This is a genomic window from Klebsiella sp. K-Nf6, from assembly GCF_002806655.1.
Classification (GTDB): Bacteria; Pseudomonadota; Gammaproteobacteria; order Enterobacterales; family Enterobacteriaceae; genus Klebsiella; species Klebsiella variicola.
Genome location: NZ_PIBN01000010.1, coordinates 193,906 through 220,017 on the forward strand (window position 1 = coordinate 193,906; position 26,112 = coordinate 220,017).

The 26,112-nt window shown below is 57.3% G+C and carries 24 protein-coding genes; 9 read left to right on the forward strand and 15 right to left on the reverse strand.

Annotated features, from left to right (window positions below; translation table 11 throughout):
- Positions 1–46: 46 nt before the first annotated feature.
- The 5 genes from surA to apaH are packed head-to-tail and all read left to right on the forward strand — an operon-like array spanning position 47 to position 4,379.
- Positions 47–1,333: a peptidylprolyl isomerase SurA gene (gene surA / locus CWM61_RS17835; protein WP_061155793.1), complete on the forward strand. Its 1,287-nt coding sequence runs from the start codon at positions 47–49 to the stop codon at positions 1,331–1,333.
- Positions 1,334–1,338: 5 nt separating this feature from the next.
- Positions 1,339–2,328, forward strand: coding sequence for a 4-hydroxythreonine-4-phosphate dehydrogenase PdxA (gene pdxA, locus CWM61_RS17840; protein ID WP_165785280.1), 990 nt, complete (start codon positions 1,339–1,341; stop codon positions 2,326–2,328).
- Positions 2,325–3,146, forward strand: a complete 822-nt coding sequence (rsmA, locus tag CWM61_RS17845) for a 16S rRNA (adenine(1518)-N(6)/adenine(1519)-N(6))-dimethyltransferase RsmA (protein ID WP_061155795.1) — start codon at positions 2,325–2,327, stop codon at positions 3,144–3,146. Before pdxA ends, rsmA begins: the two co-directional genes overlap by 4 nt.
- A 2-nt stretch (positions 3,147–3,148) precedes the next feature.
- Positions 3,149–3,526, forward strand: coding sequence for a Co2+/Mg2+ efflux protein ApaG (gene apaG, locus CWM61_RS17850; protein WP_004204274.1), 378 nt, complete (start codon positions 3,149–3,151; stop codon positions 3,524–3,526).
- A gap of 4 nt (positions 3,527–3,530) precedes the next feature.
- Positions 3,531–4,379, forward strand: coding sequence for a bis(5'-nucleosyl)-tetraphosphatase (symmetrical) ApaH (gene apaH, locus CWM61_RS17855; protein WP_074386888.1), 849 nt, complete (start codon positions 3,531–3,533; stop codon positions 4,377–4,379).
- Between the two features lie 203 nt (positions 4,380–4,582).
- Here apaH and folA read toward each other — a convergent pair whose 3' ends face one another.
- The 6 genes from folA to CWM61_RS17890 form a co-directional block, all read right to left on the reverse strand.
- Positions 4,583–5,062: a type 3 dihydrofolate reductase gene (folA, locus tag CWM61_RS17860; protein WP_008807476.1), complete on the reverse strand. Its 480-nt coding sequence runs from the start codon at positions 5,060–5,062 to the stop codon at positions 4,583–4,585.
- Positions 5,063–5,236: 174 nt separating this feature from the next.
- Positions 5,237–7,102 (reverse strand): glutathione-regulated potassium-efflux system protein KefC, encoded by a 1,866-nt coding sequence (gene kefC / locus CWM61_RS17870; protein ID WP_074386893.1) that lies wholly within the window; start codon positions 7,100–7,102, stop codon positions 5,237–5,239.
- Positions 7,095–7,628: a glutathione-regulated potassium-efflux system oxidoreductase KefF gene (gene kefF / locus CWM61_RS17875; RefSeq protein ID WP_008807478.1), complete on the reverse strand. Its 534-nt coding sequence runs from the start codon at positions 7,626–7,628 to the stop codon at positions 7,095–7,097. The genes kefC and kefF overlap by 8 nt, the downstream gene beginning before the upstream one ends.
- Before the next feature lie 95 nt (positions 7,629–7,723).
- Complete coding sequence (locus tag CWM61_RS17880) at positions 7,724–9,028, reverse strand: MFS transporter (RefSeq protein ID WP_032756190.1); 1,305 nt, start codon at positions 9,026–9,028, stop codon at positions 7,724–7,726.
- A 70-nt stretch (positions 9,029–9,098) separates the two neighbouring features.
- A complete protein-coding gene (locus tag CWM61_RS17885; protein WP_012542880.1) occupies positions 9,099–10,049 on the reverse strand; it encodes a 2-hydroxyacid dehydrogenase in 951 nt (316 codons plus the stop codon).
- Between the two features lie 210 nt (positions 10,050–10,259).
- Positions 10,260–11,252 carry a LacI family DNA-binding transcriptional regulator gene (locus CWM61_RS17890; RefSeq protein ID WP_008807481.1) on the reverse strand — a complete coding sequence of 331 codons (993 nt, stop codon included), beginning with the start codon at positions 11,250–11,252 and terminating at the stop codon, positions 10,260–10,262.
- A gap of 236 nt (positions 11,253–11,488) precedes the next feature.
- On the opposite strand from CWM61_RS17890, the gene idnO reads away from it, so the two are divergent.
- Genes idnO through CWM61_RS17905 form a run of 3 tightly spaced genes read left to right on the forward strand, consistent with a single transcriptional unit; the run spans position 11,489 to position 13,263 of the window.
- Positions 11,489–12,253: a gluconate 5-dehydrogenase gene (gene idnO, locus CWM61_RS17895; protein ID WP_025713774.1), complete on the forward strand. Its 765-nt coding sequence runs from the start codon at positions 11,489–11,491 to the stop codon at positions 12,251–12,253.
- Between the two features lie 15 nt (positions 12,254–12,268).
- On the forward strand, positions 12,269–12,799 hold the full coding sequence (locus tag CWM61_RS17900) for a gluconokinase (protein ID WP_008807483.1): 531 nt from the start codon (positions 12,269–12,271) through the stop codon (positions 12,797–12,799).
- Positions 12,796–13,263, forward strand: coding sequence for a YhcH/YjgK/YiaL family protein (locus CWM61_RS17905; RefSeq protein ID WP_100631634.1), 468 nt, complete (start codon positions 12,796–12,798; stop codon positions 13,261–13,263). The genes CWM61_RS17900 and CWM61_RS17905 overlap by 4 nt, the downstream gene beginning before the upstream one ends.
- A gap of 48 nt (positions 13,264–13,311) precedes the next feature.
- On the opposite strand, the gene CWM61_RS17910 is transcribed toward CWM61_RS17905, so the two are convergent.
- The 9 genes from CWM61_RS17910 to citC all read right to left on the reverse strand — a co-directional run bounded on the left by CWM61_RS17910 (position 13,312) and on the right by citC (position 24,304).
- A complete protein-coding gene (locus CWM61_RS17910) occupies positions 13,312–13,545 on the reverse strand; it encodes a YgdI/YgdR family lipoprotein (RefSeq protein ID WP_074386896.1) in 234 nt (77 codons plus the stop codon).
- 168 nt (positions 13,546–13,713) lie between these two features.
- Positions 13,714–16,938 carry a carbamoyl-phosphate synthase large subunit gene (carB, locus tag CWM61_RS17915; protein ID WP_061155801.1) on the reverse strand — a complete coding sequence of 1,075 codons (3,225 nt, stop codon included), beginning with the start codon at positions 16,936–16,938 and terminating at the stop codon, positions 13,714–13,716.
- A gap of 17 nt (positions 16,939–16,955) precedes the next feature.
- On the reverse strand, positions 16,956–18,104 hold the full coding sequence (gene carA / locus CWM61_RS17920) for a glutamine-hydrolyzing carbamoyl-phosphate synthase small subunit (RefSeq protein ID WP_061155802.1): 1,149 nt from the start codon (positions 18,102–18,104) through the stop codon (positions 16,956–16,958).
- A gap of 457 nt (positions 18,105–18,561) precedes the next feature.
- Positions 18,562–19,383, reverse strand: coding sequence for a 4-hydroxy-tetrahydrodipicolinate reductase (gene dapB / locus CWM61_RS17930; RefSeq protein ID WP_061155803.1), 822 nt, complete (start codon positions 19,381–19,383; stop codon positions 18,562–18,564).
- A gap of 238 nt (positions 19,384–19,621) precedes the next feature.
- Complete coding sequence (gene citG, locus CWM61_RS17935; RefSeq protein ID WP_100631635.1) at positions 19,622–20,530, reverse strand: triphosphoribosyl-dephospho-CoA synthase CitG; 909 nt, start codon at positions 20,528–20,530, stop codon at positions 19,622–19,624.
- Between the two features lie 18 nt (positions 20,531–20,548).
- Entirely contained in the window at positions 20,549–22,075 is a 1,527-nt protein-coding gene (citF, locus tag CWM61_RS17940) for a citrate lyase subunit alpha (protein WP_061155805.1), read from the reverse strand.
- 10 nt (positions 22,076–22,085) lie between these two features.
- Complete coding sequence (gene citE, locus CWM61_RS17945; RefSeq protein ID WP_012968960.1) at positions 22,086–22,955, reverse strand: citrate (pro-3S)-lyase subunit beta; 870 nt, start codon at positions 22,953–22,955, stop codon at positions 22,086–22,088.
- On the reverse strand, positions 22,952–23,245 hold the full coding sequence (gene citD, locus CWM61_RS17950) for a citrate lyase acyl carrier protein (protein ID WP_012542888.1): 294 nt from the start codon (positions 23,243–23,245) through the stop codon (positions 22,952–22,954). Before citD ends, citE begins: the two co-directional genes overlap by 4 nt.
- Before the next feature lie 30 nt (positions 23,246–23,275).
- Positions 23,276–24,304, reverse strand: coding sequence for a [citrate (pro-3S)-lyase] ligase (citC, locus tag CWM61_RS17955; protein WP_040972889.1), 1,029 nt, complete (start codon positions 24,302–24,304; stop codon positions 23,276–23,278).
- A 256-nt stretch (positions 24,305–24,560) separates the two neighbouring features.
- Between citC and citS the strand changes: the two genes are divergently transcribed.
- Positions 24,561–25,901 carry a citrate/sodium symporter CitS gene (gene citS, locus CWM61_RS17960; protein ID WP_100631636.1) on the forward strand — a complete coding sequence of 447 codons (1,341 nt, stop codon included), beginning with the start codon at positions 24,561–24,563 and terminating at the stop codon, positions 25,899–25,901.
- The last annotated feature ends 211 nt before the right edge of the window (positions 25,902–26,112 follow it).

Here is a 26,112-nt window from a genome sequence, read left to right on the forward strand (position 1 = left end):
GTTTACAACATCGTCCGCATTTGCGGTTAATTGAAATGGAAAAAGTATGAAGAACTGGAAAACGCTGCTTCTCGGTATCGCCATGATCGCGAATACCAGTTTCGCTGCCCCTCAGGTGGTCGATAAAGTAGCGGCCGTCGTCAATAATGGCGTCGTGCTGGAAAGCGACGTCGATGGTTTGATGCAATCAGTTAAGCTCAATGCGGGTCAGGCTGGTCAACAGCTGCCGGATGACGCGACCCTGCGCCATCAAATCCTCGAAAGACTGATCATGGACCAGATCGTATTGCAGTTGGGGCAGAAGATGGGCGTGAAGGTCTCTGACGACCAGCTCGATCAGGCCATCGCCAACATCGCTAAACAAAACAACATGACCATGGATCAGATGCGCAGCCGTCTGGCCTATGAAGGCATCAACTACAACACTTACCGTAGCCAGATCCGCAAAGAGATGCTGATTTCGGAAGTGCGTAACAATGAAGTGCGTCGTCGTATCACCGTGCTGCCGCAGGAAGTCGAAGCGCTGGCAAAACAGATTGGCGACCAGAACGATGCCAGCACCGAGCTTAACCTGAGCCACATCCTGATCCCGCTGGCGGAAAACCCGACCGCGGATGAGGTTGCCGCAGCCCAGGAGCAAGCGAATTCCATCGTTGAGCAAGCGCGTAACGGCGCCAACTTCGGTAAACTGGCCATCACCTACTCCGCTGACCAACAGGCGCTGAAGGGAGGCCAGATGGGCTGGGGTCGTATCCAGGAGCTGCCAGGTATTTTCGCCCAGGCGTTAAGCACCGCCAAAAAAGGGGATATCGTCGGCCCGATTCGCTCTGGCGTCGGTTTCCACATTCTGAAAGTCAACGACCTGCGCGGCGGGACTCAGAACATCTCCGTCACCGAAGTCCATGCCCGTCATATTCTGCTTAAGCCGTCGCCGATCATGAACGATGCCCAGGCCCAGGCCAAGCTGGAACAGATCGCGGCTGACATTAAGAGCGGGAAAACCACCTTCGCCAAAGCGGCGAAAGCGTTCTCTGAAGATCCGGGCTCGGCGAACCAGGGCGGTGATTTAGGTTGGGCGACACCGGATATCTTCGATCCGGCATTCCGCGATGCGCTGATGCGTCTGAACAAAGGGCAGACCAGCGGACCGGTGCACTCTTCCTTCGGCTGGCATCTGATCGAACTGCTGGATAGCCGTCAGGTCGACAGAACCGATGCCGCGCAGAAAGATCGTGCATACCGCATGCTGATGAACCGCAAATTCTCTGAAGAAGCGGCAACCTGGATGCAGGAACAGCGCGCCAGTGCGTATGTTAAAATTCTGAGCAACTAATATCGATGCCTGAAATCCGTAAAGTTGTCATCACTCCCGGCGAACCCGCCGGGATTGGCCCTGACCTGGTCGTGCAGCTTGCCCAGCGCGACTGGCCAGTTGAGCTGGTGATCTGCGCCGACGGCGCCCTGTTAACTGACCGAGCCCAGCGGCTCGGTCTTCCTTTATCTCTCCGCCCATACGATCCTGCGCAACCGCCCGTTCCGCAACGCGCTGGTACGCTGACGCTGCTTAACGTACCGCTGAACGTTCCGGCGGAACCCGGCGTGCTGAACGTGCAAAACGGCGCCTATGTCGTGGAAACGCTGGCGCGCGCTTGCGACGGCTGCCTTAGCGGCGAATTTGCGGCGTTAGTGACCGGCCCGGTGCACAAAGGCAACATCAACGACGCCGGCATCGCCTTCACCGGTCATACCGAGTTCTTCGAAGAGCGCGCGAAGGCCAGCAAAGTGGTGATGATGCTGGCGACCGAGGAGCTGCGGGTGGCGCTGGTGACGACCCATCTGCCGTTGAAAGCCATCAGCGAAGCGATAACGCCCGAGCTGCTGCGCGAGATCATCACCATTCTCGATCACGATCTGCGCACGAAATTTGGCATTGCCCAGCCGCATGTGCTGGTTTGCGGGCTTAACCCGCACGCTGGCGAAGGCGGCCATATGGGCACGGAAGAGATAGATACCATCATTCCGGTGCTGGAAGAGATGCGCGCGAAGGGGATGAACCTCAGCGGTCCGCTGCCGGCAGATACCCTCTTTCAGCCCAAATACCTTGACCATGCCGATGCGGTACTCGCGATGTACCACGATCAAGGCCTGCCCGTGCTAAAATACCAGGGCTTTGGCCGTGGCGTGAACATTACGCTCGGTTTACCTTTTATTCGTACCTCCGTCGACCACGGCACCGCACTGGAATTAGCGGGTCAGGGAAAAGCGGACGTCGGCAGTTTTATCACGGCGCTTAATCTCGCCATCAAAATGATTGTTAATACCCAATGAATAATCGAGTCCATCAGGGCCATTTAGCCCGTAAACGCTTCGGGCAGAACTTCCTCAACGATCAATTTGTGATCGACAGCATCGTCTCGGCGATTAATCCCCAGAAAGGCCAGGCGATGGTTGAAATCGGCCCGGGTCTCGCCGCGCTGACCGAGCCGGTCGGCGAACGTCTTGACCAGCTGACCGTTATCGAACTGGACCGCGATCTGGCAGCTCGCCTGCAGACGCACCCGTTCCTCGGACCGAAGCTGACCATCTATCAGCAGGATGCGATGACCATGAACTTCGCCGAACTGGCGGAGAAAATGGGCCAGCCGCTGCGCGTATTCGGCAACCTGCCGTACAATATCTCGACGCCGCTAATGTTCCATCTGTTCAGCTATACTGATGCCATTGCCGATATGCACTTTATGCTGCAGAAGGAAGTGGTCAATCGTCTGGTTGCCGGGCCGAACAGTAAGGCGTATGGTCGGTTAAGCGTGATGGCGCAATATTATTGCCAGGTGATCCCGGTACTCGAAGTGCCGCCGAGCGCGTTTACCCCGCCGCCTAAGGTCGACTCCGCGGTGGTTCGCCTGGTGCCGCACCGCACCATGCCGTATCCGGTAAAAGAGATCCGGGTACTGAGCCGCATCACAACCGAAGCCTTCAACCAGCGCCGTAAGACCATCCGCAATAGTCTCGGCAATCTGTTTAGCGTTGAAGTGCTGACCGAGCTGGGCGTCGACCCGGCAGTGCGTGCGGAAAATATTTCTGTAGAGCAGTACTGTAAGATGGCCAACTGGTTATCCAACAATCTGCCTTCGAAGGAGAGCTAACCATGATTAATTCGCCTCGTGTTTGCGTTCAGGTGCAAAGCGTCTATATCGAATCGCAGTCTTCTCCGGAAGAAGAGCGTTACGTCTTCGCTTATACGGTCACCATTCGCAATCTGGGGCGGAGTCAGGTTCAGCTGCTTGGCCGCTACTGGCTCATCACTAACGGCCACGGTCGTGAGACTGAAGTGCAGGGTGAAGGGGTGGTCGGCGAGCAACCGCATATTCCCGCTGGCGGTGAATATCAATATACCAGCGGCGCGGTCATCGAAACGCCGCTGGGAACCATGCAGGGTCATTATGAGATGATCGATATCGACGGCGCGCCGTTCCGTATCGAGATCCCTGTGTTCCGTCTCGCAGTTCCAACGCTCATTCATTAAAACAATGTCAACATACCTTATTGGCGACGTTCACGGTTGCTACGATGAACTGATCGCATTATTAGCGCAGGTTGAATTCGACCCGGGCAGCGATACGCTATGGCTGACCGGCGATCTGGTGGCCCGTGGCCCGGGGTCGCTGGAGGTCCTGCGCTATGTCAAATCTCTGGGCGACTGTGTGCGACTGGTGCTGGGCAACCATGACCTCCACCTGCTGGCCGTCTTCGCCGGTATCAGCCGTAACAAGCCGAAGGATCGTCTGAAATCCTTGCTGGAAGCCCCGGATGCCGATGAGTTGCTCAACTGGCTGCGTCGCCAGCCGCTGCTGCAGGTGGATGAAGAGAAAAAGCTGGTGATGGCCCACGCGGGCATCACGCCGCAGTGGGATCTGGAGACCGCCCAGCAGTGCGCGCGCGATGTTGAAGCGGTGCTCTCCAGCGACTCCTACCCTTTCTTCCTTGATGCCATGTACGGCGACATGCCGAATCACTGGAGCAACGAGCTGAGTGGTCTGGCACGCCTGCGCTTTATCTCTAATGCCTTTACCCGCATGCGCTACTGCTTCCCGAACGGCCAGCTGGATATGTATTCGAAAGAGGCGCCCGAGGACGCCCCGGCGCCGCTGAAGCCGTGGTTTGCCATTCCTGGCCCGGTCAGCAATGCCTACAGCATTGCCTTTGGCCACTGGGCTTCACTGGAGGGACGCGGTACGCCAGAGGGGATTTACGCCCTGGATACGGGCTGCTGCTGGGGCGGTGAACTCACCTGCCTGCGCTGGGAAGATAAGCAGTACTTCACCCAGCCGTCGAACCGCCAGAAAAGCCTCGACGAAGGCGAAGCCGTCGCGTCCTGAGTCTTCCCGGATGGCGGCGCGTTGCGCCTTATCCGGGCTACATTGCCTTGCGATTTGTCGCCCGGGCAGCGCTCCCGAAAGACGAAGCCCGCGACGGGAAATATGACGAGATACTGAGTGCGCAATCGTCGCGGAATTCACGCAAAAGAAAACCCCGGTCACGCCAGACGCGACCGGGGTTTTTTCATAGTTATCCTTCCCGCTTAACGGCGTTCGAGGATCTCAAAGCAGTAGCTGTGGGAGTTCTGCGCGTCAGCGTCATGAAACTCGCTGAACACCGACTCCCACTCGTCCGGATCGTAATCCGGGAAATGGGTATCGCCTTCCACTTCCGCATCAATGTGGGTCAGATAGAGCTTATGCGCTTTCGGCAGGAACTGCTCATAAACGCGGCCGCCGCCAATCACCATAATCTCTTCCACATCACCGCAGGCAGCAATCGCTTCCTCCACTGAGGAGACCCACTGCACGCGATCGTCGCTGCCGGGTTTGCTGCTGATCACGATATTTTTACGCCCCGGCAACGGGCGCCCAATGGATTCCCAGGTCAGACGCCCCATCACCACCGGCTTATTTAACGTGTTGCGTTTGAACCAGGCGAGATCGGCAGGCAGGTTCCATGGCATGGCGTTTTCCATACCAATGACGCGATCTACCGCTAACGCCGCAATCAGACTGATCATTCATTCATTCCCGAGTGCAAAAAATTGTCGCCACTATACGGAAAGCGTACTACTTCGTCGACTGGCCGGAAGGTAAAGAATAAGAAAATTTTCTGATTTGCTGGCAAGCCCACGTTCACACCGTGGGCCGCCAGAACCGGTTCTAAACGGAAAACAAAATGTTACTGGCGAGCGTCAGGCTGAGGGCTTATTTTCCGGCTCATCGGCAATATCCCCGGTGTGCCTGCCCTCTTCCGTCCCCTGCCAGCCGTGACGCTGCACCAGCGACAGATGATGACGATCTTCGTTAATGATGCCGGTGAGCATATCGCTGGTCCGCTTGAAGACCGCCACCCGCGACGCCGCGTCGTTTTCCGCCATCGCCACCATCTCTTCAACCATCTGCAGGTTGAAACGACGGAACAGATCGGCCCGCTCGCGGGCTTCATACGCGCCGAGCCCCAGCGCCTCCAGCGTCATCCGGCCGGACTTCAGCGCCGCCTCAAAGGTTTCACGCTCCGGGGCCTCGACGCCAGCCTGGCGCAGCTTGATGTAATGATCGACATCGCGGGCGCGGGAGATAATCTGCAGATGCGGAAAATGCTCTTTCACCCTCTCCACCAGCTCAAGGCTGACGTGCGGATCGTCGATGGCATTGATCAGCACTTCCGCCTTTTCAGCGCCAGCCGACTCCAGCAGGTCGACCCGGGTGGCATCACCGTAGAAAACCTTCATATCAAATTTGCGCAGGGTATCAACATGATCCGGGTCGTGATCGAGGATCACCATTTTCACTCCGCTGGAGAGCAGCACACGACCGGCTATTTGCCCGTAGCGACCAAAGCCGGCGACAATCACCCGCGGCTGCTCTTCATCAATCTCGTCAGCATCGCGCGCCTGGCCGCTGGCCGATTTCTCCAGGCGAGTCAGCAGGACCAGCAGGACTGGCGTTGCCGCCATCGACAGCGCTACCGCCAGGGTCAGCGCCTTTGCCCATTCTCCGTCCAGCACATCCGCCATCCGCGCGGCGCCAAAGACCACAAACGCGAACTCGCTTCCCTGCCCCAGCAGCACCGCAAACCAGCGGCGCTGGGCGCGTGGCACGCCCAGCGGCCTGGCGATAAGCCACAGCATCAGCATTTTTATCGCCAGGAAACCGAGCAGCAAAATAACGATACGCAGCGGATGGGTAACGAGAGTGCCGAAATCAATCGACATGCCGACGCCGATAAAGAACAGCCCCAGTAGCAGCCCTTTAAACGGCTCGATATCGCTCTCCAGCGCATGGCGATACTCGGAGCTGGCCAGCAGCACCCCGGCGAGAAACGCCCCCATCGCCATCGACAGCCCGACTTCCTCCAGCAGCAATCCAAAACCGAAGACCAGGAACAGCGCCACGGCGCTGAACACTTCGCGCAGGCCGGAACGGGCGACAAAGCGCAGCAGCGGACGGGTCAGATAGCGCCCCAGGGCCACCACCAGCGCCAGCGCCGCGGCCACCTTCAGCGCGGAGATAGCAAACGCCACCAGCGAAGTGGCGCCGCCGCTGGCCGCCAGCAGCGGGATCATCGCCACCAACGGGATCGCCGCGATATCCTGGAACAGCAGCACCGCGAAGGCGCTCCGCCCCATCTGCGACACCGTCAGATTGCGCTCATTCATCGCCTGCATCGCAATGGCAGTGGAAGAGAGCGCCAGGGTCATGCCTATCAGCTCGGCCACCTGCCAGCGCAGGCCCAGCAGCATACAGAACAGGCCAATCAATACCCCGCAGGCCACCATCTGCAGCGCGCCGCCGCCGAACACCGAGGCGCGTAGCTTCCACAGTCGCTGCGGATCCAGCTCCAGACCAATCACGAACAGCATCAGTACCACGCCGATCTCGGCAAAGTGCAGAATCGACTCGGCATCGGTCACCAGCCGCAGCCCCCACGGGCCGATAATACAGCCAGCGATCAGATAGCCCAGCACCGACCCCAGCCCCAGGCGGACGGCGATGGGCACAATCAGCGCCGCGGCGCCCAGGTAAATCAGCGCTTGTATCAGGGTATGGCTATCCATTCTGGTGTGCCTCCTGCCAGTCGATTAAGCGTTGACGATAGTGGCGGGCCTGCGCCTGCAGCGTTTCGTCATCGCAGATAAAGGTGCAGTGCATGGCGAACGGCGGCAGCCATTTCATCCCACAGTAAAGCGCGGTTGCCTGCAACGGCTGCGCCAGCACCGGAAAACCGGGGAATGAGCCGATGTCAAAGTGGCTTTCACCGCCGCCGGTGGTCACCGCCCACATCAGCGATTTACCGCGCAGGGCAATACCGTTGTGACCATAGGCCCAGCCGTGCGCCAGCACTTTATCCATCCACAGCTTCAGCAGCGGCGGCACGCTATACCACTGCATGGGATGCTGCCAGATAACCAGATCGGCACGGGCCAGCGCCGCCTGCTCGGCGGCGACATCGATATTAAAGTCGGGATAGAGTTGATAGAGGGAGCGTATCTCTACGCCTTCAAGCGTCCCTGCCTGTTCAAGCATTCGCTTATTCGCATGAGAATGCTGCGGATAAGGATGCGCATAAATTATCAGAATCATTGATTGGCCTGTGTTTGCTCTTGTCATAATCAGCAAGAGTGTAGACAGTTAAGCCAACGGCTTACAATGATAACTGTGATTTATGTCGCAGTGGGTTACGCATTTCGGGGTTGATTCTTGATCGCCACATCAGAATCGCTGTCGACCAGATCGCATTGCTTCGGTAGCAGAAAGGTCATTGTACCGGCGATAATCAACGAACCGGCCAGGGCGCAGACCGCCACATTCTGGCCGTAGAGATACATCATCACACCCACCAGATAGGGGCCACAGAATCCGCCGAGATTGCCCAGGCCATTGATCACCCCGCGTGCGCTGCCCGCCACCTCCGGCGAAGCGATACGCCCCGGCATCGACCAGAACGGACTGGTAGCCGATTTGAGAAAGAAGCCGCAGATCACCAGCGCGATATAGGCCGCCACCATATGGTCGCGCAGCACCACCGATGCCACCAGCGCTGCCGCAAAACTGTAGAGCGAGAAGCGAACCCACAGACGACGCTTACCGCTGTGGTCGCTGAACAACGAAATCACATAGATCCCGGCCAGCGTGGCGACAAACGGCAGCACCGCCAGGAAGCCAACGCTGGCCATGTTGCCGCCGGTTAACCCCTTCAGAATGGTCGGCAGCCACAGCGTGTAGCCATAATCCCCGGTCTGGTAGAAAAAATTGAGGATCACCAGCTTCATCAGTCCGGCATTACCAAACACATCCTTCACCGGGGCCTTGCTGACTGGGGCTTCGGCCTGCTTCGCCGCACGCTCGGCGGCCAGGGTGGTCACCAGATAGTCACGCTCGCGGGCGGGCAACCAGTGGGCCTCTTGCGGACGGTCGCTGATCATAAACCACCACACGACCAGCACCACCAGCGACAACAGCCCTTCGATGATAAACAGCCAGCGCCAGTCAAGCGCCGCAATAATGGCGCCGGAGACCGGCGCGGTGAGCATGCCGCCGAGCGGGGCAAACATCATCACAAACGCGTTCGCGCGACCCAGCTCTTTTTCCGGAAACCAGTTACTGACCATGGTCAGCACTACCGGCAGCATTCCCCCTTCCGATACCCCGAGAATAAATCGCAGCACCAGCAGTTGATATTGATGAGTTACAAACCCTGTTGCCACGGAAACGATAGCCCAGGCTACCAGCGACCAGGCAATAAATTTTTTACCGCTGCCGTTAACCGCAATTCGCCCACCGGGAATTTGCAAAAATAAATAACCAATAAAAAAGATACCGCTGGCCACGCCGGCCATTTGGCTGGTAATGCCTAAATCGGCCTCCATGCCGCCCGGCAGGGCAAAGCTAATATTAACCCGGTCCATAAATGACATAATGCAGGCAATTAACACCGGCACAATGATACGCAGCCAACGGGTGCTGGGAATTTTCTCGTTCATATATTTGCACTCTCTATGCAGAGGTTATTGTTTTGATTGAGATCGCGCGGGTACAGAAATAAAAAGCTAATTAATCGATAGCGTTTGGCAGCGCTGCGCCGGCAAACCAGGCGGCGACGTTAGCAAAAACCACTTCGCTCATTTTCTGTCGTGTTTCCTGCGTGGCGCTGGCGACATGCGGCTGCAGCACCACGTTATCGAGGGCGATCAGCGCCGCCGGGACCTGGGGTTCCTGTTCGAACACATCGAGCCCGGCCCCGGCGATAACGCCGTTTTGTAACGCGTGGATCAACGCCTTTTCATCCACCAGCGAACCGCGGGCAATATTGATAAGCCAGGCATGCGCCGGCATCACGTTAAACACCGAGGCGTCGATGATGCCGCGGTTCGCCTCGCCGCCGGATGCGGCAATCACCAGAAAATCGCTCTCATGCGCCAGGGTATGCAGGTCGGCACACCACTGATAATCGAGGCCCGCTATCTTTTTACGGTCGGTATACAGCACCTGCATATCAAAACCCCGCGCCCGGCGGGCGATCGCCTGGCCAATATTCCCCATACCCAGCAGGCCGATACGCTTCCCGCTCACCTGAGTCGCCAACGGCATACCACCGCTCAGCCAGCGTCCTTCGCGGACAAAGCGATCGCCCTGACAGAGCTGACGGGAACCGGCCAGCAGCAGCCCCATCGCCAGGTCAGCGACATCATTCGTCAACACCCCGGAGGTGATGGTGACGGCAATTTGCCGCGAGCGGGCATACGCCAGATCCACCGCATCGGTACCGACGCCAAAGATGGCAATCAGCCCAGCCTGAGGCAGCAACTCAAGGACGCTGTTTGCTACGCCGACGTCGCCGCGAGTGACCACGACGGCAATGTTCTCACCTTGCTCACGCAGAAAGGCGATCGGGTCGTCCTGCTCGTAGAGACGCAGCAGCGGGAAATGCTCCGCCAGCTGCAGCTGCAGGGTTTCAATTACGGGGGCCACTAAAAGGACGGCGCGGGGAATAACACTCTTCATCAGATCACCTGTTTGACGTTTGGTTACGACGGTAGCCACTATCAAACGGGTTTTTACCGGGGGATTTTGCGATCTGTATCACGCTGAATCGTGTTAAAAATGCGTGTTACCGGACGCGTGATCGTGAAGACAAAACGGCGACCAGACAGGCGATGGACCGCGCGCGCATTAACCTTTCGCTAACACGCGGTAGGCGCTGGCTGATGGACGTTAAATCGTTTCGCCCATCGACAGGCGGTAGTGGAGATCCACTTTTTCAATGGTGGGCAGTCCTTTGATTTTCTTTATTAAAATCTCTGTCGCTACTTTCCCCATCTCGAAGCGCGGCGTCAGGACGCTGGCCAGCCGGGGAGAGACGATCTGGCCGATCTCCAGGCCATGAAAGCCCGCGATAGCCAGCTCCTGGGGCACGCTGATACCGGATGCCAGGCACTCCTGTAACACGCCCACCGCCAGATCGTCATTAGTGCACAGGATACCGTCCATATCGGCGTACATTTGCCGCGCCAGGGTCATCATGCCGGTGCCAATGGAAACCGACGAGACTTTATTCGGCGCAATGCGCCCCACCGCCAGCCCGGCATTCTCCATCGCCCGACAGTAGCCCAGATAACGCTGCTCGTCGCGGACATCGGACATCGAGCCGAAGTAGATGATCCGTCGTTTACCGCTGGCCAGCAGCATGGTGGTCATATCGAAGCCGGCCTGGAAGTTATCGAATCCGACGTTGATGCGTCCCGGATTCTCCGCCAGCCCCATCACTTCAGCGATCGGGATCTTCGCGGCATTCAGATACTTGTCCGCCCGCAGGGAGTGCACCGACTCGGTCAGCAGCAGCCCTTTCACGTTAAACGCCAGCACGGCGGCAATCTGCTCCTCTTCACGCTGGCGATCGTAGTCGTAATTCACCACCAGCGTCTGGTAGCCATGCCCGGCGGCGACAGATTCGATACCGGCCAGCAGATCGGCAAAAATTTGATTATGAAAGGAGGGAATGAGTACGCCAATCCGCGGCACGGCGACGCTGGTCATCGCCGGATTATCCGGGTCGGGCTGATAGCCGATCTCCGCTATCACGCTGGCAATGCGCTCCGCCGTCTCCGGTTTCACCTTTTCCGGGGTGCGTAAATAGCGGCTAACGGTCATCTTGGTTACGCCAGCCAGCTCGGCAATATCATGGAGCGTAATGCGTTGTGCTTTCATCTGTGTGTCCGCCAAATACCTGACTGCTTCAGGCCATTATGCCTGTCGGGGGGTAAAAAGAGAATGCCAGTCCGTAGCCGTTAACCCGTTGAGTCAGCGAGATTTACCGGCAGCGTCACGTTTAAGGTAACCCCTTTTTGTAACACGGTTTCGAGTGATCTTCATCACAGTTTCCCCCGGTAAAAATCCGTGAGATAGGGCACAGGTTTTCTTCAGCCGCTAATCAGGATATCGAGATGAACGATCTTTTCAGCTTACAAGGTAAACGCATTTTAATTACGGGTGCAGGACAGGGGATCGGTTTTGTCATGGCCCAGGGTCTGGCGCAATATGGCGCAGAAATCATTATTAATGACCTTTCTGCCCCGCGAGCGGACGATGCAGTGATGAAGCTCCGCGATGAAGGCGCCATCGCCCATGCTGCGGTATTTAACGTGACCGATGCCGAGGCCGTTGAAGAGGCCATTGCCGATATCGAAGCGCATATTGGCCCAATCGACGTGTTATTCAATAACGCCGGGATCCAGCGTCGACACCCGTTTACCGAATTCCCGGTGCAGGAGTGGAATGACGTGATTTCGGTTAACCAGACGGCGGTGTTTCTCGTCTCTCAGGCCGTCGCGAAGCGCATGGTTGACCGCCAGCAGGGAAAAATCATCAATATCTGCTCCATGCAGAGCGAGCTGGGGCGCGACACCATCACCCCTTACGCCGCCGCCAAAGGCGCGGTGAAGATGCTAACCCGCGGGATGTGCGTTGAGCTGGCGCGGCACAACATTCAGGTCAACGGTATTGCCCCGGGCTACTTTAATACGGCGATGACCCGGACGCTGGTTGAGGATAAGGCGTTTACCGACTGGTTATGCAAACGCACCCCTGCCGCCCGCTGGGGCGATCCGCAGGAGCTGGTCGGCGCTGCCGTCTTTTTATCGTCAAACGCGTCGAATTTCGTCAACGGCCATCTGCTGTTCGTTGATGGCGGCATGCTGGTCGCGGTCTGAAAGAAGGAGCGCATGATGGCAGGACAATGCATTATTTTGATGGGCGTCTCCGGGACCGGCAAATCCACCGTCGGTCAGGCATTGGCCCACGCGCTGGGGGCGAAATTTATCGACGGCGACGACCTTCATCCACGCAACAATATCGTCAAAATGGCCACCAGCCAGCCGCTAAATGATGAGGATCGTCAACCGTGGCTGACGCGTATCGCCGACGTTATTTTCAGCCTTGAGCAGAAAAACGAGTCTGGTGTATTGGTCTGTTCCGCATTGAAGAAGCGCTATCGCGACCGCCTGCGTGAGGGGAACGCGAAGCTACGCTTCCTGTGGTTGACCGGGGATTATGACTGCATTTTGCAGCGTATGCGCCAGCGTAAAGGCCACTTTATGCCAGAGGCGCTACTGCGTAGCCAGTTTGCCGCCCTGGAGACGCCAGACGCCAGTGAAAGCGATGTTCTGGCCGTCGATATTACCCCCGACGTCGCCAGTATTGTCGCTCACTCATTAACGTTACTTCATTCGCAACAACCGCAGAGGATCCCGGCATGATTATCGATACCTTAACCGCCGCCGCCGAAAATGAGCTCTATCCGCCGGTGATTCGCCAGGCGCTGCAGGCCGTATTACAGCAACAACCGCACGCGCTGCCGCCGGGGAAATATACCGTCGAGAGTGATAATGTGTTTTTTACCGTCGTCGAAGGTCACACCCGGCCGCTGAGCGAGCAACGCCCGGAATATCATCGTCAATATCTCGACATTCACATTGTGCTGAAAGGCGAAGAGATCATCGGTGCCGGGAATAAAGGGCTGCCGCTCGTTGAAGATGGCCCCTTCAACACGGCGCAGGATATCGGTTTCTGCCAGGCTATCGACAGCGAAACGCTGATTCATCTCCACCCGGAAGAGCTGGCGATCCTCTTCCCCGGTGAATTACACCGCCCGATGGCCTGCCTCGATCAAGGCGCAGCGTTGCGCAAAATCGTGGTCAAAATCGATCGCGCGCTGCTGTAACGCGATCGTTCGGCCCCGCACGCTCCCCGCGGGGCCTGGGATAACCACTTAGTTATCCAGCTCATCCATGGATTTTACCTGGTCGCGGTTAATCTGCTCCACGCGGCCGGTTTCGGCATTTTTGTATGAGACGAGGCCGGTGTCATCATCCACCTGCGGTTTGCCGCTGGTGACAATGGTCTTGCCATCGGTGGTTTTGATCGACTGATTCGATGAGCAGCCGGCCACGAACATGATTGCCGTCGCTGCCAGTGCGGATGCCACCAGAATATTGTGCCGCATTGTATCCTCCTGTCTTTTCATCAATAGGTATCGTTATGGTGCTAACTATAGTTAGCCTGACCCGACAGGTGGTTAAAAGCAGAACTCTCCGAAGATGACCGTAGCCAAAAAAAAGGGCTGACGATGTCGTCAGCCCAGGCTTGTTGTTATCCGGCCAGGCCGGTGCGCTTATTTGGTGATTTGCGCGTGCATTTCCTGAACCGAAATCACCTTCTCGGTGGCATCGGCATTCAGCGCCATCGCAGTGGCAAAGCCGCCGTTCAGGGTGGTGTCGTAATGCACCTTGTACTGCAGCGCGCTGCGGCGAATCAGCTTGGAGTCTTCAATCGCCTGGCGACCTGCGGTGGTGTTGATGATGTAGGTGTATTCGCCATTCTTGATACGGTCCTGAATGTGCGGACGACCTTCATGCACCTTGTTCACCAGACGCGGGTTGATACCCGCTTCGCCCAGTACAATCGCCGTACCGTGGGTCGCATCCAGCTCAAAGCCAAACTTCAGCAGCTTCGCCGCCAGGTCGACCACGCGCTCTTTGTCGCCTTCGCGAACGGAGAGCAGTGCACGACCCTTTTTCTTCATGGTCGAGTTGCTGCCCAGCTGCGCTTTGGCGAACGCTTCGGCAAAGGTGCGACCCACGCCCATCACTTCCCCGGTAGAGCGCATTTCTGGCCCTAACAGCGGGTCAACGCCCGGGAATTTGTTGAACGGCAGGACCACTTCTTTCACCGAGTAGTACGGCGGGATGATCTCTTTGGTCACGCCCTGCTGCGCCAGCGTTTTACCGGCCATTACGCGCGCCGCGACTTTCGCCAGCGGGACGCCGGTGGCTTTGGAGACGAACGGTACGGTACGCGCCGCACGCGGGTTCACTTCAATCAGATAAACTTCGTTATCTTTCACCGCGAACTGGACGTTCATCAGACCACGAACCTGCAGCTCGAAAGCCAGCTTCTGCACCTGCTCGCGCATCACATCCTGAATTTCCTGGCTCAGCGTATACGCTGGCAGGGAACAGGCTGAGTCGCCGGAGTGTACGCCCGCCTGCTCGATATGCTCCATGATGCCGCCAATCAGCACCATCTCGCCGTCGCAGATAGCATCGACATCCACTTCAATCGCGTCGTCGAGGAAGCGATCCAGCAGTACCGGTGCATCGTTGGAGACGCTAACCGCGGTCTGGAAGTAGCGGCGCAGATCCTGCTCGTCGTAAACAATTTCCATCGCCCGGCCGCCAAGCACGTAAGACGGACGAACCACCAGCGGGTAGCCAATCTCTTTCGCTCTCTCTACCGCCTGCTCAATGGCGGTGACGGTGGCGTTCGCCGGCTGTTTCAGCTTCAGACGGTCAACCGCGTGCTGGAAGCGCTCACGGTCTTCCGCGCGGTCGATAGCGTCCGGGCTGGTGCCGATAACCGGTACGCCTGCGGCTTCCAGGGCGCGCGCCAGCTTCAGCGGCGTCTGGCCGCCGTACTGGACGATTACGCCCTTCGGCTTCTCGATGCGTACGATTTCCAGCACGTCTTCCAGGGTCACCGGCTCGAAGTACAGACGGTCGGAGGTGTCATAGTCGGTAGACACGGTTTCCGGGTTACAGTTGACCATGATGGTCTCGTAACCGTCTTCGCGCAGCGCCAGAGAGGCGTGTACGCAGCAGTAGTCAAATTCGATACCCTGGCCGATACGGTTCGGGCCGCCGCCGAGGACCATGATTTTATCGCGGTCAACGGACGGGTTGGACTCACACTCTTCTTCATACGTAGAGTACATGTAGGCGGTATCGGTGGCGAATTCGGCGGCGCAGGTGTCCACGCGCTTGTAGACCGGGTGCAGGTCATACTGGTCGCGTAGCTTGCGAATTTCCGCTTCACGCACGCCAGCCAGTTTCGCCAGACGCGCATCGGCAAAGCCTTTACGCTTCAGGGTGCGCAGGAAGTCGGCGTCGAGGCCGTTGATGCCCACTTCCACCACTTTCTCTTCCAGACGCACCAGCTCTTCAATCTGCACCAGGAACCAGCGGTCGATATTGGTCAGGTTGAAAACGCCGTCTACCGAGAGACCGGCGCGGAAAGCATCCGCGATGTACCAGATACGCTCGGCGCCAGCGTCTTTCAGCTCGCGGCGGATTTTGGTCAGCGCTTCCGGGTCGTCGAGGCTCACTTTCGGGTCGAAGCCGGTAGCGCCCACTTCCAGGCCGCGCAGCGCTTTCTGCAGCGATTCCTGCTGGGTGCGGCCAATCGCCATCACTTCGCCGACGGATTTCATCTGGGTGGTCAGACGGTCGTTAGCGCCGGCGAATTTTTCGAAGTTAAAGCGTGGAATTTTGGTGACCACGTAGTCGATGGACGGCTCGAAGGAAGCCGGAGTGCGGCCGCCGGTGATGTCGTTCATCAGCTCGTCGAGGGTGTAGCCCACCGCCAGCTTGGCCGCCACTTTAGCAATCGGGAAGCCGGTGGCTTTCGAGGCCAGCGCCGAAGAGCGGGAGACGCGCGGGTTCATTTCGATAACGATCAGGCGACCGTCTTTCGGGTTCACCGAGAACTGCACGTTAGAGCCGCCGGTTTCCACACCGATTTCACGCAGGACCGCCATCGAGGCGTTACGCATGATTTGGTATTCTTTGTCGGTCAGGGTCTGCGCCGGGGCAACGGTGATGGAGTCGCCGGTATGGATCCCCATGGCATCGAAGTTTTCAATCGAGCAGACGATGATGCAGTTGTCGTTCTTATCGCGCACCACTTCCATCTCGTACTCTTTCCAGCCGATCAGCGATTCATCGATCAGCAGTTCGTTGGTCGGAGAGAGATCCAGGCCGCGTTCGCAGATTTCTTCGAACTCTTCGCGGTTATAGGCGATACCGCCGCCGGTGCCGCCCATCGTAAAGGACGGACGGATAATGCACGGGAAGCCAACGTCGGCGGCAACCGCCAGCGCTTCTTCCATGGTGTGGGCGATGCCGGAGCGCGCGGTGTCGAGGCCGATTTTCTTCATCGCCACGTCGAAGCGACGACGGTCTTCCGCTTTATCAATCGCGTCGGCAGTGGCGCCGATCATGGTCACGCCGAACTCTGCCAGCACGCCCTGACGTTCCAGCTCCAGTGCACAGTTCAGCGCCGTCTGGCCGCCCATGGTCGGCAGCACCGCATCCGGGCGCTCTTTTTCGATAATTTTACGTACTACTTCCCAGTGAATCGGCTCGATGTAGGTCGCATCGGCCATTTCCGGGTCGGTCATGATGGTCGCCGGGTTGGAGTTCACCAGGATAACGCGGTAGCCCTCTTCACGCAGGGCTTTACAGGCCTGCGCGCCGGAGTAGTCAAACTCACACGCCTGACCGATAACAATCGGGCCCGCGCCCAGAATCAGGATACTTTTTATGTCTGTACGTTTTGGCATTGCTCTTTTACTCCTGATTATTTCGCGGACTGACGGTAGAGCTCAATTAACTCGATAAAATGGTCGAACAGCGGCGCGGCATCGTGCGGCCCCGGGCTCGCTTCAGGGTGCCCCTGGAAGCTAAACGCCGGTTTGTCGGTACGATGAATGCCCTGCAGGGTGCCGTCGAACAGTGACTTATGAGTCACGCGCAGGTTGGCTGGCAGCGTGGCTTCATCAACCGCAAAACCATGGTTCTGCGCAGTAATCATCACCACGTCGTTATCAATATCTTTAACCGGGTGGTTGCCGCCGTGGTGGCCGAACTTCATCTTAATGGTCTTCGCACCGCTCGCCAGCGCCAGCAGCTGATGGCCAAGGCAGATGCCGAATACCGGAATATCGGTCTCAAGGAATTTTTCAATCGCGTCGATAGCGTAATCGCACGGCGCCGGGTCGCCTGGGCCGTTAGAGAGGAAAATACCGTCCGGATTCAGCGCCAGAACATCCGCCGCCGAGGTCTTCGCCGGTACCACCGTCAGGCGGCAACCGCGATCAACCAGCATGCGCAGGATGTTGCGTTTTGCGCCGAAGTCATACGCCACGACGTGGAAGGGCAGCTCGCTCTCCGCTTTCGCTTCCGGCAGGTCGCCCGCCAGGGTCCAGCTGCCTTGCGTCCAGCTGTAGGTTTCTGCGGTGGTCACTTCCTTCGCCAGATCCATGCCGTTCAGGCCCGGGAACGCTTTCGCTTTTTCCAGCGCCAGTTGAGCATCCGGGTTGTCGCCCGCGATGATGCAACCGTTCTGCGCCCCTTTCTCACGCAGCAGACGCGTCAGCTTGCGGGTATCGATATCGGCAATCGCCACGATGTTATGGCGCTTCAGATAAGAAGAAAGATCTTCAGTATTGCGGTAGTTGCTGGCAATCAGCGGCAGGTCGCGAATAACCAGACCCTGCGCGTGTACCTGAGAAGATTCTTCATCGGCGGCGTTGGTGCCGACATTACCAATATGAGGATAAGTAAGAGTGACGATTTGGCGGGAATAGGAAGGATCAGTGAGGATTTCTTGATAACCGGTCATTGAAGTATTGAAAACGACTTCCCCAACCGCCGTGCCGGTTGCCCCGATGGCCCGACCGTGAAACTGGGTTCCGTCTTCCAGAACCAATAGCGCTGACTTAATCAAAACACCCTCCAGAGAATATCCACTCACTTTATTTGCATATTAATTCATAAACACGATCTGAATCAATGCAAATCTGTTGCCCGCAGAATTTTGGCAAACGGCGGCATTCTGGAGAGATGTCGGATAAAAGTCAACTTAAAGCGGAGATTTTTAATGTCATTTTACGCCACTGGCGCATAACACGTGATTTTTACGCCAAAAAGATCAACAAACCTGGCTGAGAAAACGCTTGCGGAAGGAAAAGAGTGTAAAACCTGGCGACGGAGAGCTCAAAAGTGGACCAAATGGTCAAAATTTACATTTCATTCACCCAAAACAGCAGAAAAATGATACTTTATAGCCAACTAATGCAAAAATACAAACCAAACCCATAAAAATAAAAAAGGGCAACAATATATTGCCCCTTGCATCAATGACTTATTGATTGCAATAACCACATCACGATGGGTAATAATCGTTATAAACTGTTCAAATCCAGCACATCACGCATGTCAAAAAGACCACTTTTCTTATCTTTAAGCCATAATGCCGAACGAACTGCACCATTAGCAAAGGTCATGCGGCTGGACGCTTTATGGGTGATTTCAATACGCTCGCCAATATCGGCAAACATTGCCGTATGTTCGCCGACGATATCGCCCGCACGGACGGTCGCGAAGCCAATGGTGCCCGGAACGCGTTCGCCGGTATGACCTTCACGACTGTAGACGGCGCAGTCCTTCAGATCTTTGTTCAATGCTCCGGCGATCGCTTCGCCCATCGCCAGCGCGGTGCCTGACGGTGCATCCACTTTATGCCGGTGGTGCGCTTCGATAATTTCGATGTCGGTGTAGTCGCCCATCACCTTTGCCGCCTTCTCCAGCAGCTTTAACAGGACGTTGACGCCGACGCTAAAGTTAGCGGCGAAGACAATGGCAATCTCCTGCGCGGCGTCGCGAATCGCCTGTTTGCCGGCGTCGTCAAAACCGGTGGTGCCGATGACCATCCCTTTGCCATGCTCGCGGCAAAACGCCAGATGGTTCAGCGTGCCTTCCGGGCGGGTAAAATCGATCAACACGTCGAAATCATCTTTTACCGCCGTGAGGCTGCTCTGCACCGCGACGCCCGCTTTGCCGGCGCCCGCCAGCTCCCCGGCGTCGCTGCCCACCAGGCTTGACCCTTCGCGCTCCAGCGCCGCGCCCAACGCCACGCCTTCCATCTGCAATGCAGCCTGAATTAACTGGCGTCCCATCCGGCCGCCCGCGCCGGCGATGGCCACGCGGATTTGTGCATCATGCATAGCTATTCTCTTTTGTTAACATTACGTAAATTGTTTTCAGAGTAACCAGCCCGTCAGCGGGCCGCTACTCAAAAACGCCGATAATTAGAAATTTATGACAAACGGCGGACGATATCAGTAAAAACTATACGATTGTGCCGCAATTCCACGTTGACGTAGTGACAACCGGGAAGGCTAATGATGGCGCTTTCGCCCGCACAATGCGGGCGAAAGCGGTGTTGTAGTGGGTTATAGCGGGTTATAGCGGGAAAAGTGCGCCGGCGGGAAACGCGGATAAAAACCAGGTCACCGCCAGCAGATCGGCGCTGCCGCCGGGGCTGAGATGGCGGGCAATCAGCTCGTCGTCAAACTGGCGCAGCGCCTCCAGCCCGCCGTCAGCCAGCACACCGCCCTGCCACAGCAGTCGCTGCGCCTCCTGCTGAACAAAGTTCAGCCCGGCAAGCCCGCCACGCGAGACCAGGTTAGTGTCATCATTCCACGCCATCAGATGCAGCAAGGTTTGCAGCAGTGCCAGATTGCTGTCGCCGGTCTCCTCCATCATGCGGGTAAAGACCGGTAATGCCTGGGTACGCACCGTCAGGAAACCGCTTTCCGCCTCGCCGCGGGCCCCGGAGAGGCCATAACGCAGAAAATGGGCCTCACCTTTACTGAGCCGTTCCCCACTCGCGGCGGACAATTCCTGCATAACCATGCCGCGACAGAAGCGCGCCACCTGGTCACAAAGCCGGTGTTGTTCAATCGGCTCACCTTTCGACACCAGCCTTCCCGCCGCCGCGCTCAGCAAACCGAAAGCGAAGATCGCCCCGCGATGGGTATTCACCCCGCCGGTGGCCTCCAGCATATCGTTCTCACAGGCCATCCCTACCGGGCGCAGCATCATCAATACCTGCTCCGGCGCGACCGCCGCAGTATCGTGACCCATGATAAAAAACTTCTCCATCCACGGCGCCACCACCGCGGTGCTGGCCTCAAACGAGGCCAGATCCATATCCCGGTGCGCGCCAGCGTTACGAATATCCACCAGCCCGGGCTTGGGGGTCAAGCGAACTTCGGTCAACAGCGCGCGCTCTACCGCGCTGACCACCTCTTCGGCGCTCAGTGGCTTCACGCGCCGCACACGCGCAGGATTCATTAACACGTCGCTCATGGCCTTTCCCCTCTGCGTTTAGTCGCTGTTTTTCACCTGACGAATCACATCGATGACTGAACCGTCGCGATAGCGCACGACCGCCACCACCCGATCGGTAAATTCGATCGGCTGCGGCTTGCCGGTCAACAGCTCTGCACGCTGCTGCAGCTCCTCAATGGTCATCAGCGGAATACCCGCATTGCGTAAATTGTCGATCAGGTCCTGGCGCGCCGGGTTTACCGCAATGCCGTGGTCGGTGACCAGTACATCCACGCTGGCTCCGGGCGTCACACGGGTCAGCACTTTTTCCACGACGCAGGGAATACGGCCGCGAACTAACGGCGCGGTAATGATGGTCAGATCCGCGCCGGCGGCGGTATCGCTATGTCCGCCGGATGCACCGCGCAGCACGCCGTTGGAGCCGGTCATCACGTTGACGTTAAAGTCGGTATCGATTTCCAGCGCGCTGAGCATCACCACGTTCAACCGCTCGCAGGAGGCGCCCTTGGAACCTGGACTGGCATACTGGTTGGTGGAGATCTCGACGTGGTTTGGGTTCTGCGCCAGCGAGCGCGCGGCGTCGCCATCGAACGACTGGGTATCAAGCAGCGTTTTGATCAGCCCCTTTTCGTGCAGATCGACCATCGTGCCGGTGATGCCGCCGAGGCCGAAGCTGGCGGTGATGCCGTTACGGCGCATTTTGTCTTCGAGGAAGCGGCTGACAGCCAGCGAGGCGCCGCCGGTGCCGGTCTGCAGCGAGAAGCCATCTTTAAAGTAACCGGAATGCTCGACCACCTTCGCCGCCTGGCGGGCAATCAGCAGTTCGCGCGGGTTGCTGGTCAGACGGATCGCCCCAGCGGTAATTTTTTCCGGATCGCCGACTTCGTCCACCTGGACGATCAGATCCACCTGATCCTGGGCAATGCTGGCCGGATAGTTTGGGTAATCCACCCACGCTTCGGTCAATAGCACCACGCATTTGGCATGTTCCGCATCAACGCGCGCATAGCCCAGCGAACCACAACGTGATTTACCGCTAAAGCCATTGGCATTACCAAACTCATCACAGCAGGGGACGCCGAGAAACGCGACATCAATTGACAGTTCGCCGCTTTGAATCAGCTGTACGCGACCGCCGTGAGAGTGGATCTGCACCGGGTTTTCCATCAGGCCGGCGGAGATCTCCTCGCCCAGCTTGCCGCGCAGACCGGAGGTGTAGATCTGGCGGATCACGCCATTTTTAATATGCTCGATCAGCGGCCAGTGGGCGTCGATCAGCGAACTGGATGCCAGGGTCAGATCGCGAAAGCCCATCTCCGCCAGCTTCGCCACCACCATATTGACCACTTTGTCACCGCCGCGAAACGCGTGGTGGAACGAGATAGTCATACCATTTTGCAGGCCGGAGCGACGGATTGCCGTTTCCAGCGAGTCGCAGATTTTACGCTGGCGCTTTTCTGTTTCACTGGCCAGCCATGGGCTTTTCGCCGTCACGCCGCTATAAGGGGTCAGTCCTTCCGGCATCACGTACTGCTGATTAAGCATTGCTACAGTTTCTTTCATCTTGTTCCCCTTAATCACGAATACCGGAAGCCGAGAGCGCCACCACTTTGCGAGCGTGGTCGATAATCGGTCCGTCGATCATCTTGCCGTTCAGCGACACCACGCCCAGACCGCGCGACTCTGCCTCTTCCGCCGCGGCAATCACCTCCAGCGCATGGTCGACCTCTTTGCGCGTCGGGGCATAGACCTGATGCAGGAGTTCAATTTGTCGTGGGTTGACCAGCGATTTGCCGTTGAAGCCGAGGTTTTTCGCCAGATTCGCTTCCGCGAGGAAGCCCTCTTCGTTGTTGATATCCGACCACACCACGTCATAGGCGGCGATGCCGGCAACGCGCGCGGCATGCAGCACGGCGCAGCGGGCATAGAACAGTTCAGTACCGTCACCACGGGAGGTGCCCATATCCATGACGTAGTCGAAAGCCGCCAGCGCGATCGCCGCCAGACGCGGGCTGGCGCGGGCAATCTCTACCGCATTCACCACGCCCAGCGCCGACTCGATGGCCGCCATGAGTTTGGTGCTGCCCACTTCCCGGCCGCATTCGCGCTCAATCCGCTCAACATGCGCTTCCAGCTCATGGATATCTTCTTTGCTGTCGGTTTTCGGCAGACGCACCATGTCCACGCCCGCGCGTACCACCGCTTCAAGATCGGCCAGACCAAACGGGGTGTTCAGCGGGTTAATGCGCACCACGGTTTCGATATCCTGATACAGCGGATGCTGCAGCGCCTGATACACCAGCAGACGGGCGGTATCTTTCTCCCGTAACGAGACGGCATCTTCCAGGTCGAACATCACCGCATCAGCACCGTAGACGAATGACGTGCTTAACATGGCGGCGTTGGCGCCAGGGATAAACAGCATACTGCGACGTGGTTTCATAGCTGGCTCCATTGCAATTGAGACTGTTGCGCCGCGCGCAGCGCCGCGGCCTGTACGCGGGCTCGCAAAACACACTCCAGGGCGCCTTTATCATCGACCACCACGTTGGCCTGCTTCACGCCAAGCTGCGCCAGCGTTTCTCTGACCACCTGCTCGATCGCGGCGCCAAACTGTTGTTTCACAATGCTGTCGATTTCCAGCTGAATGCCCGGCTGCGCCGCCGGTCCAATCCTGACCATCACATCGCTGGACTCCAGCGTGCCGGCCAGGGCGTCAATCTTCATTTCCATAGGGGAAAATCCTTAGTTAGGGCGTATAAATCAGGCGGTTTGATGTTCGCTCTCCGCCAGTTGCATCAGAAAAGAGAGGGTTCCCGGCGGCACCAGCGCCGCGACGGCTTGCCAGTTGCGCTGTCGGTACAGCTCGCGCACGCGAGAAGCGGATATCGGCCCACCGTTTTTTTCGATACGCGCCAGCTCAACCACTTCAACAGGCGGCGCATCACCGGGCGCTTCCAGCAACGCTTTCATGCGCTGGTTGTAGCTGCGGGTCAGCGAACACAGCGGCTCGGTGCCAACAAAGCGATGGGTGATCTGCAGCGCCGGGGCCAGGCGTTCGCGGAAGATCTGCAGGTCGATCTGGCTGTGGCAGTCATCGACCACGCCCTGCTCTTTGAGGAAGTAGCCGGGGAACGTCGCCCGTGAGATGAGGTACGCCGAACCGGGATGCAGCGTCACCTTGTCGATGCCGGCAATACCTTTTTCGATAAGCGTAAAGCGATCGTGATAGGAAAAGCAGGAGGCATCTTCCTTCACGACAAACAGATGCAACCAGTCGCACTGGCGTGCCGCCTGCTCCACCAGCCAACGGTGGCCGAGGGTAAACGGGTTGGCATTCATCACGATGGCGCCGATTTTGCGCCCCGGCTGACGGTACATCGCCAGCTGTCGGCAGTAGCGGGTCAGCCGTTCGCGGCTATTTTCCATTAATACGGCGCGATCGCCCGCCTGGGCAATTGGCCAGAAGCCTGCCCCGGAAAAGAGCGCAGCGTTACTGGGTTTAGTGAATAAAAACAGCTCGCTGCGCCCCAGCTCATAGGCCAGCGTCAGGAGCTCGGTCAGTAATTTAAGGCTCAGCCCCTCCCCCTGCAGCGAGGGATCGATGGCGATGCATTTCAGCACATTGCCGGCGATAGCACCGCAGCCGACCAGCCGCTGCTGATACTCGGCGATAATCGCCATTTCGCAGTCGGCCTCTAACGACAGTTGATGCTGGCGGAGAAACCGATCGATCGCCTCTCGCCGCGGTTTATCTTTTAATAGCTGAACGCGTTTTAATATCAGTGTCATTTTTTAGCGCTTCGTCATTTCAAAACGACCTGTATTTCGCCAGCGTTCGGCTATGGATTCTTGTATTTAAGTCACAGTTTTTCTCGTGGCTTAATTGGCTTTATGGTTTTTATGTTGTTAATTAATTCAGAATAATAAAAACAATTAAATTAATAAAAAACACGAGTATTCAGTGAAGGTAATCACACCTTACCACTGGGTCTATTTATTACTATGCGCCGGTCTTAATACTCCATCGATAAACAGGATAACGTTTATGACTAACATGAGTCAGGCTCCGGTAACGGAGAAGAAGGGCGTTAGCGACCTGCTGGGATTTAAAATCTTCGGCATGCCGCTACCTCTTTACGCGTTTGCGTTAATTACACTATTACTTTCACATTTCTATAACGCTTTACCCACCGACATTGTCGGCGGTTTCGCCATCATGTTTATTATCGGCGCCTTGTTCGGCGAAATTGGTAAACGCCTGCCAATATTCAATAAATATATCGGTGGCGCACCGGTGATGATTTTCCTGGTGGCGGCTTATTTCGTCTATGCCGGTATTTTCACGCAGAAAGAGATCGATGCCATCAGCAACGTGATGGATAAGAGTAACTTCCTTAACTTATTCATCGCGGTATTAATTACCGGTGCGATTCTGTCGGTGAACCGCCGCCTGCTGCTGAAATCGCTGCTCGGCTACATCCCAACCATCCTGATGGGCATTATCGGCGCGTCGATTTTCGGTATCGCTATCGGTCTGGTGTTCGGGATTCCGGTTGATCGTATCATGATGCTCTACGTTCTGCCGATCATGGGCGGCGGCAACGGCGCGGGCGCGGTACCGCTGTCGGAGATTTATCACTCCGTCACCGGCCGCTCACGTGAAGAGTATTACTCTACTGCCATCGCTATCCTGACCATCGCCAACATCTTCGCCATCGTCTTTGCCGCGATACTCGATATCATCGGTAAAAAGCACACCTGGCTGAGCGGTGAAGGCGAACTGGTGCGTAAAGCCTCATTCAAAGTGGAAGACGATGAAAAAGCGGGACAAATCACCCATCGTGAAACCGCCGTCGGCCTGGTGCTGTCCACTACCTGCTTCCTGCTGGCGTACGTCGTCGCCAAGAAAATCCTGCCCAGCATTGGCGGCGTTTCGATTCACTACTTCGCGTGGATGGTGCTGATCGTTGCGGCGCTAAACGCCTCCGGCCTGTGCTCACCAGAAATCAAAGCCGGCGCCAAGCGTCTGTCTGATTTCTTCTCTAAACAGCTGCTGTGGGTACTGATGGTCGGCGTCGGCGTCTGCTACACCGACCTGCAGGAAATCATCAACGCCATCACCTTCGCTAACGTCGTTATCGCCGCCATTATCGTTATCGGTGCGGTGATCGGCGCGGCGGTCGGTGGCTGGCTGATGGGCTTCTTCCCAATAGAATCGGCGATCACCGCAGGCCTGTGTATGGCTAACCGCGGCGGCTCCGGAGACCTGGAAGTCCTTTCCGCCTGTAACCGTATGAGCCTTATCTCTTATGCGCAAATCTCCTCCCGCTTGGGCGGCGGTATTGTGCTGGTCATCGCCAGTATCGTGTTCGGCATGATGATTTAACCCATTTGCACGGTGGCGCGTTGAACTGACGAGGTAAATGGCTTATCAGGGTCCAATGCCGGGAGCGGCAGAGGGAAATCCACCCTACTCCTTAGCCGGAAACACCAGAAACGTCGCCAGGCAGCGCGCCATCGTGCCTCTATTTGAGATGTACCAATGACTGACAATGCCGTCCTCCTGGGCGAAGGCTTCACCCTGATGTTTCTCGGCA